This window comes from Stenotrophomonas sp. YJH_SMC_119 (genome assembly GCF_059368315.1).
The window spans coordinates 419,185-432,140 of sequence record NZ_JCAFRP010000001.1; the positions used below are offsets into that span (position 1 = coordinate 419,185).

The 12,956-nt window shown below is 66.6% G+C and carries 10 protein-coding genes; 3 read left to right on the forward strand and 7 right to left on the reverse strand.

From position 1 onward, the window contains the following. Positions 1-15: 15 nt before the first annotated feature. On the reverse strand, positions 16-1,767 hold the full coding sequence (gene aspS / locus AC5P6S_RS01910) for an aspartate--tRNA ligase (protein ID WP_005410762.1): 1,752 nt from the start codon (positions 1,765-1,767) through the stop codon (positions 16-18). Positions 1,768-1,925: 158 nt separating this feature from the next. On the opposite strand from aspS, the gene AC5P6S_RS01915 reads away from it, so the two are divergent. After that, positions 1,926-2,669 carry a DUF3011 domain-containing protein gene (locus AC5P6S_RS01915; RefSeq protein ID WP_049403871.1) on the forward strand — a complete coding sequence of 248 codons (744 nt, stop codon included), beginning with the start codon at positions 1,926-1,928 and terminating at the stop codon, positions 2,667-2,669. 49 nt (positions 2,670-2,718) lie between these two features. Here the strand turns inward: AC5P6S_RS01915 and AC5P6S_RS01920 are convergent, their stop codons facing one another. The 3 genes from AC5P6S_RS01920 to blaL2 form a co-directional block, all read right to left on the reverse strand. Further along, a complete protein-coding gene (locus tag AC5P6S_RS01920) occupies positions 2,719-3,360 on the reverse strand; it encodes a hypothetical protein (protein WP_005410764.1) in 642 nt (213 codons plus the stop codon). A gap of 53 nt (positions 3,361-3,413) precedes the next feature. Further along, complete coding sequence (locus tag AC5P6S_RS01925) at positions 3,414-4,628, reverse strand: cation:proton antiporter (protein ID WP_005410765.1); 1,215 nt, start codon at positions 4,626-4,628, stop codon at positions 3,414-3,416. Positions 4,629-4,712: 84 nt separating this feature from the next. After that, complete coding sequence (gene blaL2 / locus AC5P6S_RS01930) at positions 4,713-5,624, reverse strand: L2 family extended-spectrum class A beta-lactamase (RefSeq protein ID WP_005414283.1); 912 nt, start codon at positions 5,622-5,624, stop codon at positions 4,713-4,715. Between the two features lie 175 nt (positions 5,625-5,799). Here blaL2 and ampR point away from each other — a divergent pair, with 175 nt between their 5' ends. Then, complete coding sequence (gene ampR, locus AC5P6S_RS01935; protein ID WP_005410767.1) at positions 5,800-6,666, forward strand: LysR family transcriptional regulator AmpR; 867 nt, start codon at positions 5,800-5,802, stop codon at positions 6,664-6,666. 78 nt (positions 6,667-6,744) lie between these two features. Here ampR and AC5P6S_RS01940 read toward each other — a convergent pair whose 3' ends face one another. Further along, positions 6,745-8,610, reverse strand: coding sequence for an ABC-F family ATP-binding cassette domain-containing protein (locus tag AC5P6S_RS01940; protein ID WP_005410768.1), 1,866 nt, complete (start codon positions 8,608-8,610; stop codon positions 6,745-6,747). A gap of 335 nt (positions 8,611-8,945) precedes the next feature. Between AC5P6S_RS01940 and AC5P6S_RS01945 the strand changes: the two genes are divergently transcribed. Further along, complete coding sequence (locus tag AC5P6S_RS01945) at positions 8,946-11,333, forward strand: TonB-dependent receptor plug domain-containing protein (protein WP_099561917.1); 2,388 nt, start codon at positions 8,946-8,948, stop codon at positions 11,331-11,333. 96 nt (positions 11,334-11,429) lie between these two features. Here the strand turns inward: AC5P6S_RS01945 and AC5P6S_RS01950 are convergent, their stop codons facing one another. Continuing rightward, the gene (locus AC5P6S_RS01950) at positions 11,430-12,281 is read right to left on the reverse strand and encodes a hypothetical protein (protein WP_239669127.1); all 852 of its coding nucleotides are present in this window, start codon (positions 12,279-12,281) and stop codon (positions 11,430-11,432) included. 156 nt (positions 12,282-12,437) lie between these two features. Next, positions 12,438-12,935, reverse strand: coding sequence for a hypothetical protein (locus AC5P6S_RS01955; RefSeq protein WP_049396244.1), 498 nt, complete (start codon positions 12,933-12,935; stop codon positions 12,438-12,440). Between the last annotated feature and the right edge of the window lie 21 nt (positions 12,936-12,956).

Here is a 12,956-nt window from a genome sequence, read left to right on the forward strand (position 1 = left end):
GCCTGGATCTCCTGATCAGTTGGTCTTGGGGCGAACCTGGATGTGCACTTCGGCCAGCTGCGCGTCGACGATCGGCGACGGCGCGTCGGTCATCAGATCCTGTGCACCAGTGGTCTTCGGGAACGGGATGACGTCGCGGATCGACTCGGTGCCGGCCATCAGCGCGGCGATGCGGTCGATGCCGAAGGCGATGCCACCGTGCGGCGGCGCGCCGTAGTTCAGCGCGTCGAGCAGGAAGCCGAACTTGGCACGGGCTTCTTCGGCACCGATGCCCAGCAGCTCGAACACCGCGCTCTGCATGTCCGGACGGTGGATACGGATCGAACCGCCGCCGATCTCATTGCCGTTGAGCACCATGTCGTAGCCGCGCGAAACGGCGGTGCGGGCATTGGCGCGCAGGTCGGCGATGTCGTCCACGGCCGGTGCGGTGAAGGGGTGATGCAGGGCGACGTAGCGCTGTTCTTCCTCGTCCCACTCGAACATCGGGAAGTCGGTGACCCACAGCGGCGCCCAGCCGTCGGCGACCAGGCCGAAGTCCTTGCCGGCCTTCAGGCGCAGCGCGCCCATGAAGTCGGAGACCTTGTTGTAGCCGCCGGCACCGAAGAATACGATGTCGCCGTTGCCGGCGCCGACGTGGGCCACCAGCGCGGCGAAGGATTCCTCGCTGAAGAACTTCTGGATCGGCGAGCTGATTTCGCCGTTGTCGGCGATCTTGATGTAGGCCAGGCCCTTGGCGCCGTACTTGGCGGCATGCGCGGCGTATTCGTCGATCTGCTTGCGCGACAGCGACGCACCGCCCGGGATGCGCAGCGCAGCGACGCGGCCCTCGGCATCATTGGCCGGGCCGGTGAACACCGGGAACTCGCTGTCCTTGACCAGTTCGGCCACGTCCACCAGCTCCAGCGCGATGCGCAGGTCCGGCTTGTCCGAGCCGTAGCGGCGCATGGCCTCGGCCCAGGTCATGCGCGGGAAGCTGGCATCCAGCTGCACGTCCACCACTTCCTTGAAGATGGCGCGGATCATGTCCTCGACGAAATCCTGCACGTCGCGCTCGCGGACGAAGGCGAATTCCATGTCCAGCTGGGTGAACTCCAGCTGGCGATCGGCACGCAGGGCCTCGTCGCGGAAGCAGCGCGCGATCTGGTAGTAGCGGTCAAAGCCGGCCACCATCAGGATCTGCTTGAACAGCTGCGGGCTCTGCGGCAGGGCGTAGAACTCGCCGGGGTGCATGCGCGCCGGCACCAGGAAGTCGCGTGCGCCTTCCGGGGTGGCCTTGGTCAGGATCGGGGTTTCGATGTCCTGGAAGCCCTTTTCGTCCAGGTGGCGGCGCAGCGCCTGCACCAGCTTGATGCGGGTGCGCTGCATGCGCTGCATTTCCGGGCGGCGCAGGTCCAGGTAGCGGTACTTCAGGCGGGTTTCCTCGCCCGGGTTCTCATGGGCGTGGAACGGCAGCGGCGCAGCCTTGTTCAGCACGGTGATGGCGGTGGCGATCACTTCCACCTTGCCGGTGCGCATCTTGTCGTTCACCGCGTGGCGGGCACGCACGACGCCTTCCACCTGCAGCACATCCTCGTAGCCCAGCGACGCGGCCACCGCGAACACTTCGGCATTGTCGACCTCCACCGTCACCTGCACGATGCCTTCATGATCGCGGAGATCGATGAAGCAGACGCCGCCCTGGTTACGGGCCACGTCGGTCCAGCCGGCGAGGGTGACAGTCTGGCCAATCAGGGTCTCGTCGACCAGGCCGCAGAAGTGGGTACGCATGGGGGGAAGCTCCGCTGGAGAACGCCGGCACCGGATGGGGGCCGGAAAGCCTCGTATTCTGCGGCCGAGGCCCCGGCTGGGGCAAATCCGGCCAGTCACACCGGCTTGATCGTCCCCCTCCCTATAGTCGGGCACCTGCCACCGTATGGGATGCCGCCATGAAACCGCTGTCCCTGGCCAGCCTGGCCGTGACCCTCAGCCTGGGTGCGCTGGGCACCCTTGCCCTGCCCGCTCCGTCCGCCTCTGCGCAGAACGGGGTGATCCGCTGCGAAAGCCAGAGCAACCGCGAACGGGTCTGCAACACCGGCTGGCGCGGCGCGCAGCTGGTCCGTCAGTTGTCTGGCAGCCCCTGCGAGGAAGGGCGCTCCTGGGGCAGCCGCAATGGCAGCATCTGGGTCACCAATGGTTGCCGCGCCGAGTTCGTCGAGGCCCGTGGTGGCTGGGGCGGCGGCAATGGCGGTGGCTGGGGAGGCAACAACGGTCGCCCAGGCGAGACCATCCGCTGCGAAAGCCAGAACAACCGCGAGCGCAGCTGCCCGGTCGGCTGGCGCAATGCCCGCCTGGTCCGCCAGTTGTCCGGCAGCCCTTGCGACGAGGGCCGTACCTGGGGTGTGCGCAACGGCGCGGTATGGGTCAGCAATGGCTGCCGCGCCGAATTCGCCGAGGCCCGCGGCTGGGGCGGTGGCGGTGGCGGCTGGGGCGGTGGCAACAGCAACTATTCCGTCACCTGCAGCAGCAACAACAACCGCTCGCAGACCTGCGACTGGGATGAGCGCCAGGGCCGGCCGGTGCTGCAGCAGCAGCTGTCGGGCAGCGCCTGCCAGGAAGGCCGCAGCTGGGGTTATTCGCGTGGCCAGGTGTGGGTGAGCAACGGCTGCCGGGCGCGCTTCGGCACGCGGTGAGTGCAGGGTCGGGGTCAGAGCCCTCCGCAGGAGGGATCCGACCCCGGGATCACGGTGCGGGTGCTGTGTCGTCGCCCCACGGTGGCGGTGGCAGGTCGACCGGCTTGCTCAGGTCGAACTGCACGCGGAAGCGGCGGCCGTCCGGGCGCGTCAGTTCGTAGACGAACGTCTGGTCCGGATCGATCTCCATCGCCCAGGTGTTGTGCGTGGAAGCCAGCATGTCGGCACGGCGGAACATCGCCACCGAATCGGCATCGGCAGGGAACTGCTGGCGCTCGGCGGTGCCCGGCGGCGTGCTGTCGCCACCGTACAGGGTGATCGCGTCGGGGCTGCCGTCTTCGTGGCGATGGTCGTGCTTCAGCCGCAGCCCGTTCGGCGTGCGGGTCAGCACCCAGGTCCGCGAGTGGTCATCACCGACATGGAACGGGATGCGCAGCTCGTGCGCCGGGTCGGCGCAGCCGCGCACATGCATGACCAGGCGCTGCCCGGCGAACGGATCCTTGGCGGTCGGTGCAGGCGTGTCCTCCACCACCTTGCCGACGTAGGCCTGGCCGCAATGTGCGGCGATGGCGGCCATGAACGCATCGGCCGGTGCGGTCGCCAGATCGTGGGCGACCGTATCGGAGCGCTGCGTGCACGCAGCGAGGCTGAGCAGGAGGGCGGCGGTAGTGGCAACGGCAATCGGTCTCATGCCCCAACCCTAACGGCCATGGACGATGGGCGCAAACCGCGCGCCAGTCCCGCTCAGCGCTCGGCAGACGGTGCTGCCGGCAGTGCTTCGGTCGCCGCCACCGGTGCGGCCTCGCCCTCGCCGGCCGGCTCCTGCTCCACCGGATCAACGTCAAACGGTGTACGGAACACCAGCGACGGCAACAGCGTGGTCAGCGCCGCGTACAGCAGCAGCGCACCGAACAGCACCGCCGGAATCTGGAAGCGCTCACGCATGATCGCCGCCAGCACCAGGGTGAAGATCAGCGTCGGTGCCAGCGCCAGCGAAACCCGCAGGCTGCTGCGGAAGCTCTCGCCGAACATCACCCGGCGCTGCAGCCAGACCACGCCGATGCGCAGCGGCAGCACCACCAGGGTGATCACGATGCCCAGCCCCAGCGCCTCGAAGCTCAGCGCTTCGGCGGGCACCTTGGTGCCGGCGTTGAAGAAGTAGAACGGCACGAAGAACGAGGCGAACAGGCGCAGCGCGTGCAGGTTCTCGTGCGAGGCCAGCAGCGGCATGCGCTGGTGCAGCAGGCGCGCGACCAGGCCGGCGATGAACGCGCCAACCAGGTAGTACACGCCCAGCAGGTAGGTGATGTAGGCCGCCACCATGCCGACCATCACCAGCAGCGAGAATTCCGAGCCCGGCGCGTGCGGTGCCACCCAGCGGCCCAGCGCGATGAACAGCAGCGGCAGGCCGATCATCATCGCCAGCAGTGCCAGGCTGGACAACGCCATGTGCCCTGGGTCACCGGCCTGCAGCACGATGAACAACGCCGCCAGCGCCAGCAGTTCGCCGGCGATGGCCTTGCTGGTCACCCAGAACCGCTCGTCTTCGCTGAGGCCAAGCCGCGACAGCGAGTCCATGATGAAGCCCGTGGACGGCGTCAGCAGCGCCAGCGCCAGCAGGCCGGCGGCCTGCCACGGCAGCCCCGCATAACGCCAGGCCAGCCAGCCCACGCCGAACAGCGTGCCGGTACGGATCACCAGGTGCGCCAGCAGCGGCCACATGCCACGGCGCAGCGCCTGCAGGTCCACTTCCAGGCCGGCGAACAGGAACAGCGAGGAAATGCCCAGCGTGGCCAGCAGGCCGATCACCGCATCATGGGCCTGGTCGCCCAGCCAGAGCATGCCGATGATGCCGAACAGCAGGCAGGTCAGCGGCGCGGGCAGGCTGAAACGCTGCAGCGCGCGCGGGATCACCAGCAGCGCGAAGATCAGCAGCAGGTAGATCAGTTCATGGCTCATGGGGACTTCCGTGTGGTTCGAACGCGCGCAGGATGCGCGCGCCGAACCGATCCGGCAAGCCACGTTTGAATGACCCCGGTTACCTCATCCGATCAACCGGTCGGCAATCCGCCCCACCTGTGCCAGCACGCTAGCGCGTTGCTCGTAGCTGATCGCACCTGCCTGCAGATAAGCCGTCAGCACCCACGGGGCGCCCCCGGCTACGGGCCACAGCACGGCGATGTCGTTGCGCGCGTCTTCACCATTGCTGCCGGTCTTGTCACCCACGCGCCAGCGCTTGCCCAGGCCCGCGCGCAGGCAGGCGTCGCCGGTTTCGTTGTCGATCAGCCAGTCGGCCAGCTGCTGCCGCGAAGCCGGTTGCAGTACCTCGCCCAACACCACGCGCTGCAGGGTCGCGGCCATCGCCGCCGGCGTGGTGGTGTCGCGCGGGTCGCCCTTGGCAAAGCTGTTCAGCTCCGGCTCCAGGCGGTCACTGCGGCTCACCGTGTCGCCGCTGGCGCGCAGGAACGCGGTCACTGCGGGCGGGCCACCGACCACGCCGAACAGCAGGTTGGCGGCGGTGTTGTCGCTGGTGATGATCGTGGCACGGCACAGGTCGCGCACGGTCATGTCCTTGCCGGCGTGGCGGCGGGTGACCGGTGCATGCGAGAGCAGATCGGCCTCGCCCACCGGCACGCGCCTGTCCAGCAATGCCGGCATGCGTTCGGCCTGGCTGAGCACGGTGGCCGCCAGCATGCTCTTGAAGGTGCTGCACATCGGGAAGCGCTCGTCCTGGCGATGACTGATGCGGCGACCGCTGGCAGTGTCCAGCAGGGTCACGCCGAGGCGTCCGGCGCAGGCCTTTTCCAGCGCGGCGAAATCACTGGCGGCGGTGATGGCGGCATCGGTGGGTGCGTTGGCGGTGGCCTTGCCCGCTGCACGTGCCAGCAGCGGCAAGGCAAGCGAGGAAGCCACGGCGGCACCACTGAACTGCAGGAATCGGCGACGGGCGAGCATGCGGGTTCTCCTGGGGGACCGCTCGATTATTGAAGCCTTGATCGGGGGCGACCAGCGCAAAAAATCTGCGAGAGACATTAGTTCAATTAATGTCTGACGCATTCAACCCCTTAATTTTCCGAAATGTTTCGTTGAAGCGTTAGGATCATCCATCACTCCAGCTCACGACTCGACGATGCTGCACCCTACCCTGCCACTGAACGCGCTGCGCGCCTTCGAGGCCGCCGCCCGCCACCAGAACTTCACCCGTGCCGCGCTGGAGCTGTGTGTCAGCCAGGCCGCACTGAGCCACCAGATCCGTGGACTGGAGGACCGGCTCGGCATCCGCCTGTTCCATCGCCTCCCGCGCGGCGTGGCGCTCACCGATGAAGGCGCGGCCCTGTATCCGGTGCTCAACGAATCGTTCGAGCGCATCTCCGCCAGCATCGCGCGTTACACCGGCGGACCTGCGCGTGAAGTGCTGACCCTGGGCGTGGTCGGCACCTTCGCCACCGGCTGGCTGCTTCCACGGCTGGCCGCGTTCGAGGCAGCGCACCCGGACATCGAGCTGCGCCTGCAGACCCACAACAACCGCATCGACCTGGCCGGAGAAGGGCTGGACCTGGCGATCCGCTTTGGTGATGGCGACTGGCAGGGCCAGGCGTGCACGGCGATCCTCGACGCGCCGTTTGCACCGCTGTGCGCACCGGCGCTGGCGCGGCGCCTGAAACAGCCACGCGACCTGGGCACGCTGCCGCTGCTTCGTTCCTACCGCAGCGACGAATGGCCGCGCTGGCTGCAGGCGGCCGGGGTCAGCGGCGTGGAAGCGCGCGGGCCGGTATTCGATTCCTCGTTGACGGTCGCGATGGCGGCCGCCGGTGGCGCCGGTGTGGCCTTGCTGCCGCTGCGCATGTTCGAGCAGGAACTGGCCGAGGGTCGCCTGCTGCAGCCGTTCAGCACCACGCTGGAGCTGGGGCGCTACTGGCTGACGCGGCTGCGATCGCGTGCCGAACGTGAGCCGGCCAGGCGCTTCCGCGAATGGCTGCAGGCACAGGGCGGGTAGGCAGTGCCGGCCGCTGGCCGGCAATCCCTTGATCGTTGTGGGCGCATCGCGCTGCCGGCCAGCGGCCGGCACTACCGGTCAGGACTCGAGCAGTTCCATCCAGGCGGCTTCGGCCTTTTCCAGCTGCGCGGCGGCGGTTTCGCGATCGCGGCCAAGCACGGCCATGCGCGTGGCATCGGCGTAGTTGGCCGGGTCGGCCAGCTGGCGGTCCAGCTCGGCCAGGGCACCTTCCAGCTCGGCCACCTTGGCTTCAGCGGCGGCCAGCTTGTGCGGGTTCACCGGCTTCTTCTGCACCACCTGCGCCACCGGGGTGGTCTTGACCACCACCGGCTCTTCCACCTGTTCCATGCGCGCCTTGGTGCCCTGCGCCTGCGGGCGGGTACGCAGCCACGCGGCGTAGGCATCCAGGTCGCCATCGAACGGCTCGACCACGCCATCGGCCACGCGCCAGTAGGTATCGCAGACCAGGCCGATCAGATGGCGGTCGTGCGAGACCATCACGATCGCGCCTTCGAAGGTGGCCAATGCTTCGGCCAGCGCTTCGCGCATTTCCAGGTCAAGGTGGTTGGTCGGTTCGTCCAGCAGCAGCACGTTTGGCTGCTGCCAGGCGATCAGCGCCAGCGCCAGGCGTGCGCGCTCGCCACCGGAGAAGCCATCGACCGGCTCGAACGCGCGGTCACCCGGGAAGTTCCACTTGCCGAGGAAGTCGCGGAACGACTGGTTCGGTGCGTCCGGGGCGATCTCGCGGAAGTGCTCCATCGGCGACTGGCCTTCGTGCAGCGACTCCACCGTGTGCTGGGCAAAGTAGCCGATCTTCAGGTCCGGGTGCGCCATGCGCTCGCCGACGATCGGCGCCAGCTCGCCCACCAGGGTCTTCACCAGGGTGGTCTTGCCGGCACCGTTCGGGCCGAGCAGGCCAATGCGCTGGCCCGCTTCCAGACCGAAGCCGACGTTGTGCAGGATCACTGCGTCCTTGCCGTAGCCGGCCTCGACATGGTTCAGGCGGATCAGCGAGAACGGCAGCTTGGCCGGCGGCGCGAACTCGATACGGAACTCGCGCTCGGCGCGCACTGCTTCGGTACCGGCCAGCTTGGCCAGGCGCTTCATGCGGCTTTGCGCCTGCGCGGCCTTGCTGGCCTGTGCCTTGAAGCGGTCGATGAAGCTCTGCAGGTGGGCGCGCTCGGCCTGTTCCTTCTCGTGCGCGATCTGCTGCTGGCGCAGCTGTTCGGCGCGCTGGCGCTCGAAATCGGTATAACCGCCCGGGTAGAGCTTGGCGCCGCCGCCGTGCAGGTGCAGGGTGTGGGTGGCCACGTTGTCGAGGAACTCACGGTCATGCGAGATCAACAGCAGGGTGCCGGGGTACTTCAGCAGCCACTGCTCCAGCCAGTACACCGCGTCCAGGTCCAGGTGGTTGGTCGGTTCGTCCAGCAGCAGCAGGTCACTGGGCATCATCAGCGCGCGGGCCAGGTTCAGGCGTACGCGCCAGCCGCCGGAGAACGAGGACACCGCGCGGTGGTGGGTCTCGGCCGGGAAACCGAGGCCGTGCAGCAGCTTGCCGGCGCGCGCTTCGGCGTCGTAGGCCCCCATCTCGGCCATCTTCGTGTGCGCGTTGGCCACCGCCTCCCAGTCTTCGCGCGCGGTTGCTTCAGCCTCTTCAGCCAGCACCGCAGCCACATCGGTATCCCCGCCCAGCACAAAGCTCAGCGCCGGGTCCGGCAGCGACGGGGTTTCCTGGGCCACGCTGGCGATACGGACCTTGCCGGGCAGGTCGACGTCACCCTTGTCGGCCTCCAGCTCGCCCTTCACCGCCGCGAACAGGCTGGACTTGCCAGCACCGTTGCGGCCGACCACGCCCACCCGGTAACCGGCGTGCAGGGTCAGGTCGACATTGGACAACAGCAGCCGCTCGCCGCGGCGCAAGGCGAAATTACGAAGGGAGATCATCGGGGGAGGGGTCCATATAACCGGATGGAATGTGCTGGTGAGCACTGTTCCTGCGACGTAATTCTAGCGTTAACGAATACTTGACGCGCCCCGGGATGCGCGGCGGCAGGCCAACTCTCTCCCTCGTCGGCCCCGCGCAGCCCCCGGGCCCCACCTCCCGCCGCTGCCCTCTGCCGCTAAATGGTTGCTGCTGCAACGTTTTTTCCTGTTGCAACCATTTGACAGGCACTGAATATCCCGTTAATTCCTGCCTTGCGCACCGCAACAACCGCCGTCCGCCTCACCCCCGTGATGTCGATTCCGGTGCCACCCCCGCCAACCGGAGCCCCATCCCGATGACCCGCAAGACCAGCCTGATCGCCGCCGCCGTCGCTGTCGCACTCGGTGGCTCTCCGTTCGTTGCCGCTGCCCAGCAGGCCGGCACCGCCGCCAACACCCTGGACACGGTGATCGTCACCGGCACCCGCGTGGCCGACCGCACCGTCGCCGAATCGCAGTCGCCGATCGACATCATCACCCCTGAAGTGCTGCAGTCCACCGGCACCAGTGAACTGGCCACCGCACTGTCGCGCGCCCTGCCCTCGCTGAACTTCCCGCGCCCGGCCTTGACCGACGGCACCAGTGGCGTGCGCCCGGCGCAGCTGCGCGGCCTGTCGCCGGACCAGGTGCTGGTGCTGGTCAACGGCAAGCGCCGCCACACCTCGGCGATGATCAACGTCAACGGCAGCATCGGCCGTGGCTCGTCGGCGGTGGACATCAATGCGATTCCGATCGCCGCCATCGAGCGTGTGGAAGTGCTGCGCGACGGTGCGTCGGCACAGTACGGCTCGGACGCCATTGCAGGCGTCATCAACATCGTGCTCAAGGGCAGCGGCCGTGGCGGCAGCCTGGCCGTGGACTACGGCCAGTACTCGGCCGGTGACGGCAACAAGTACCAGCTCTCCGGCGATACCGGCGTCGAGTTCGGCAACGGCCGTGGTCGCGTGCACGTGGCTGGCCAGATCAGCCAGCAGGACGAGAGCAACCGCGCCAGCCCGTACCGCGGCGCCGCCCCGAACACCGGCAACTTCCCCAGCATCGGCCAGAAGACCTTCATCGTCGGCGACCCGCGCGTGGATGCCACCGCCGCGTCGGCCAACGCCAGCTTCGACTTCAGCGACCACGTGACCGGCTACGCCAGCGCGCTGCTCAGCAACCGCGACATCACCTCGTTCGCGTTCTACCGTTCGCGCAACCACAGCGGGCAGAGCGCGCTGCTGGCGCAGACCTACCCCGACGGCTTCGTGCCGGAGATCAACCAGTATTCGAAGGACCGCTCGCTGGTGGCCGGGGTCAAGGGCAACACCGACAACGGCTGGACCTGGGACCTGAGCCTGAACCACGGTGAGAACACCCTCGACTTCCACACCCGCAACAGCATCAACTACAGCCTCGGCGCAACCAGCCCGCGCTCGTTCTACGACGGCACGCTGAAATACCAGCAGGACATCTTCAATGCCGACCTGACCAAGTCGCTGGACTGGGGCCTGGCCTACCCGGTCACGCTGTCCTTCGGTGGTGAGTACCGCAAGGAAAAGTGGGACCAGAACCCGGGCGAACTGAACTCGTACACCGGCAGTGGCGCGCAGGGCTTCGCGGGCTTCACCCCGACCAATGAAGTGCATGCGGACCGCCACAACTACGCGGTCTATGCTGGCCTGGAAGCGGACCTGACCGAGAAGTTCTCGGCCGGCATCACCGGCCGCTACGAGGACTACTCGGACTTCGGCGACCGCTTCTCCGGCAAGCTGTCGGCGCGCTATGCATTCACCGACAAGGTCGCGCTGCGGGCCACCGCCTCCAGTGGCTTCCGTGCACCGTCGCTGGCGCAGCAGGGCTACCAGGCGGTCACCAGCCAGTTCCTCAATGGCGTATTCGTCGAGCGTGGCACCTTCCCGACCACCAGCCCGGCCGCGCAGGCGCTGGGCGCCTCGCCGCTGAAGGCCGAGACCTCCACCTCCTACAGCCTGGGCCTGGTGCTGCAGCCGGTCGACCGCCTGTATATCACCGTCGACGCCTACCAGATCGACATCGATGACCGCATCGCATTGTCGTCCAGCATCACCACCAACGCGGCCACCAGCGCGCTGCTGGGCACCCTGGGCCTGCCGCAGGTGACCGCGTTCTCCTACTTCACCAACGGCCTGGATACGCGCACCCGTGGCGTCGACTTCGTGTCCAGCTATACGGTGCCGTTCAACGCCAGCAGCCTGGAGCTGACCGCTGCGTACAGCTACAACGACACCGAAGTGCGCCGCGTTGGCGGCACCCCGGCGGTGTTCGGAACGCTGGGCCTGACCCAGTCGCTGATCGGTCGCGACGAAATTGGCCGCATCGAGGACAGCTACCCGCGCGACAAGGCGATCCTGAGCGGCACCTGGCGTTCGGACCACTGGGAACTGGGCCTGGCCGCCACCCGCTACGGCAAATTCACCGTGCGCAACTCGGCCACCGCGCTGCGTGACCAGACCTACGGCGATGCATGGGTGGTGGATGCCTCGGCCAGCTACAAGCCGAGCAGCAACTGGACCCTGACCGTGGGCGCCGACAACCTGCTGGACAAGTACCCGGACCGCACCGAAGACCTGCAGAACTCGACCTTCGGCATGCTGCCCTACAGCAACTACTCGCCGTTCGGCTTCAACGGCGCGTATGTGTACGGGCGGATCAAGTACACCTGGTAAGGGGTAGAGCCGGCTGCTGGCCGGCGTACCCTCGCCACATCTCTCACACCCGCCGGAATGATCCGGCGGGTGTTTTGTTATGTGCTGCGAGCAAGATCAGCCGCGCGGCTGGCAATTGGACGTGCGATGACCTTCTGCAATCACACGGACAGACTCAAGACAGTTATCCAGACTGTCAAAATTCACGTTCACTTGAAGACCAGGGAGCATCCAGCTCGCGCTGCCAAATGTCTGTTCATCGTGCCAACGACTGGCCCTTTGGCCAATGCGCTCTTCGAGAATGGACGGCGGATCATCGAACTGAAGACCGAATGGCAGCGACCCAGCCCAGGCTCTTGAGTTTCCCAATCGATCGCGGATGAAACTGATACCCGTGCATACCGGATGGCCACCGGGCGTGCCCCGCTTGCTGTCGAAGTAAAGGATGAAGCCATGCTCGTCGGCTCTATCGACGACCTCCCTGCTCGACTCCGCCATCAGACTCGCAAGACCAAACTCCCGGAACACTGCCCGGAAATCAGCATCCTCGGTCGATCTGCCGAGGACAGCGAGCACCTGCTCCGCTGAAGGGTACTCGCACGTTGCCGGTGCGCAAGCCAACGGACGCATGGGAATTCCCAAGCTGATATCAAAGATCCCACACGCTCCTGCCTGCTTGATGCATCCAGCCTGATACGTCAGACGAATGCGGTAGTCAGGCAACCACCACGCGTCACGCCTGCCGGCGTGCAAGCTATCCCCAAAGCCCGCCGTGGCGAGCCTTTCGCGAGCGGTCGTCCTGTCGTCCTCCCATTGCAGGCCAAACGGCAGATCGCCTTCGTACCTGCGCATGACATCCGGAATGCCGGCTGTCACCGCAACGTTGGTGAAGATCAGCTCACCGCTCTTGCCGTGCGAAGCAACGGATCGCCCGTTCCAGTAGTTGCGCTCGCTGAAAGAGAACAGCATGCCCCGCGCGCTCACACGCAGAATCGCCTCGTACGGGCATTTTGCAGGACGGGCCAGCTCTGGCCTTCGCCTGACGCCAAGCGATTGCAGCATCGTTGAGACGGCTGGGTCAGTGGCGCTTCTGCCAAACAGCGCCGTTATCACCTGTAGGTCCATTCATTCCTCTGGTGGAAGCCCCAGGCTGACGCAACGGATTGCCCTTTCACCGTCGTAGTCGACAGCCAGCTCCAGCTTTCCGAGCATCCATGCGTCGACATTACCAGACAGACCAAACACCATTGGCGCCCCCAGATCGGCAGATACGTCCGACCTGATCTGGTCCCTGGACATCAGGAAGTTCAGGCCGAAAGGCATCGGCCCTTCATACTGGGTGCCGGTGTCATTTCGCCAGCCCCAGAAGATCACGTCGGTGAGCATCCAGGGGCCATCATCGATGTCGTGATAGGCGGTCTCTGAGACCAGACCGGCATCCTTGAATTCAAGCTGCAGTCCAGCAGCGTCATCTGCCCAGATCCGGTGACCACTGACACCCATGCGGTAATCATCCAGATTCTTAAGCTGGATTCCGATCCTCGAAAATATGGTTTCGAGCTCCTGCGATTCTGAATCGCTGCCGATCGCAGCGATGAACTCTTCAATGGCTGGATGATTCATCAAGGTCCCTTGTCCATACGG

What these genes read in the sequence shown, in the direction of transcription:
- AC5P6S_RS01915 (WP_049403871.1), top strand. Translation starts at nt 1,926, where the DNA reads ATGAAACCGCTGTCCCTGGCCAGCCTGGCCGTGACCCTCAGCCTGGGT.
- AC5P6S_RS01920 (WP_005410764.1), bottom strand. Translation starts at nt 3,360, where the DNA reads ATGAGACCGATTGCCGTTGCCACTACCGCCGCCCTCCTGCTCAGCCTC.
- AC5P6S_RS01940 (WP_005410768.1), bottom strand. Translation starts at nt 8,610, where the DNA reads ATGATCTCCCTTCGTAATTTCGCCTTGCGCCGCGGCGAGCGGCTGCTG.
- aspS (WP_005410762.1), bottom strand. Translation starts at nt 1,767, where the DNA reads ATGCGTACCCACTTCTGCGGCCTGGTCGACGAGACCCTGATTGGCCAG.
- blaL2 (WP_005414283.1), bottom strand. Translation starts at nt 5,624, where the DNA reads ATGCTCGCCCGTCGCCGATTCCTGCAGTTCAGTGGTGCCGCCGTGGCT.
- AC5P6S_RS01945 (WP_099561917.1), top strand. Translation starts at nt 8,946, where the DNA reads ATGACCCGCAAGACCAGCCTGATCGCCGCCGCCGTCGCTGTCGCACTC.
- AC5P6S_RS01950 (WP_239669127.1), bottom strand. Translation starts at nt 12,281, where the DNA reads ATGCTGTTCTCTTTCAGCGAGCGCAACTACTGGAACGGGCGATCCGTT.
- ampR (WP_005410767.1), top strand. Translation starts at nt 5,800, where the DNA reads ATGCTGCACCCTACCCTGCCACTGAACGCGCTGCGCGCCTTCGAGGCC.
- AC5P6S_RS01925 (WP_005410765.1), bottom strand. Translation starts at nt 4,628, where the DNA reads ATGAGCCATGAACTGATCTACCTGCTGCTGATCTTCGCGCTGCTGGTG.
- AC5P6S_RS01955 (WP_049396244.1), bottom strand. Translation starts at nt 12,935, where the DNA reads ATGAATCATCCAGCCATTGAAGAGTTCATCGCTGCGATCGGCAGCGAT.